Source organism: Alcanivorax xiamenensis, assembly GCF_009846745.1.
In the GTDB taxonomy this organism is placed as follows: Bacteria; Pseudomonadota; Gammaproteobacteria; order Pseudomonadales; family Alcanivoracaceae; genus Alloalcanivorax; species Alloalcanivorax xiamenensis.
Genome location: NZ_AQPF01000114.1, coordinates 1 through 949, shown reverse-complemented (window position 1 = coordinate 949; position 949 = coordinate 1). Strand labels below are relative to the sequence as shown.

The 949-nt window shown below is 50.7% G+C and carries 1 rRNA gene; it reads right to left on the bottom strand.

From position 1 onward, the window contains the following. Positions 1–789 (bottom strand): 23S ribosomal RNA (locus A6D6_RS21625); the annotation flags it as partial. Positions 790–949: the final 160 nt, after the last annotated feature.

Here is a 949-nt window from a genome sequence, read left to right as displayed (position 1 = left end):
ATCTCCGAGCTTGATTAGCCTTTCACTCCGACCCACAGGTCATCCGAATCTTTTTCAACAGATCCCGGTTCGGTCCTCCAGTGCGTGTTACCGCACCTTCAACCTGCCCATGGGTAGATCGCTCGGTTTCGGGTCTATTCCCAGCAACTCAATCGCCCTATTCAGACTCGGTTTCCCTACGGCTCCCCTAATTGGTTAACCTCGCTACTGAGAATAAGTCGCTGACCCATTATACAAAAGGTACGCCGTCACCCAACAACGCGGGCTCCGACTGCTTGTACGTACACGGTTTCAGGGTCTATTTCACTCCCCTCTCCGGGGTTCTTTTCGCCTTTCCCTCACGGTACTGGTTCACTATCGGTCAGCCAGGAGTATTTAGCCTTGGAGGATGGTCCCCCCATGTTCAGTCAAGGTTTCACGTGCCCCGACCTACTCGTTTTCACACATTCAGATTTTCGGATACGGGACTATCACCCACTATGGTCGGCCTTCCCAGACCGTTCTCCTAATCAGTCACATGCTTAAGGGCTAATCCGCGTTCGCTCGCCGCTACTGACGGAATCTCAATTGATTTCTGTTCCTACGGGTACTTAGATGTTTCAGTTCCCCGCGTTCGCCTCCTACACCTATGGATTCAGTGCAGGATACCCATAAAGGGTGGGTTTCCCCATTCGGAAATCTCCGGATCAAAGTCTGTTTGCCGACTCCCCGAAGCTTATCGCAGGCTACAACGTCCTTCATCGCCTCTGGCTGCCAAGGCATCCACCGTGTACGCTTCGTCACTTGACCATATAACCCAAAACAGTCAACTCTCATCAACCGCCTAAAGCCATACAGCTCGTAACGCCAACGATTCACCTAATAGACACAAGTGTCAGATATAAGTCTCTAACGCTTGTATTCCATTGGAATACTTGGACTTCTCATTTCCCAGATTGTTAAAGAGCAT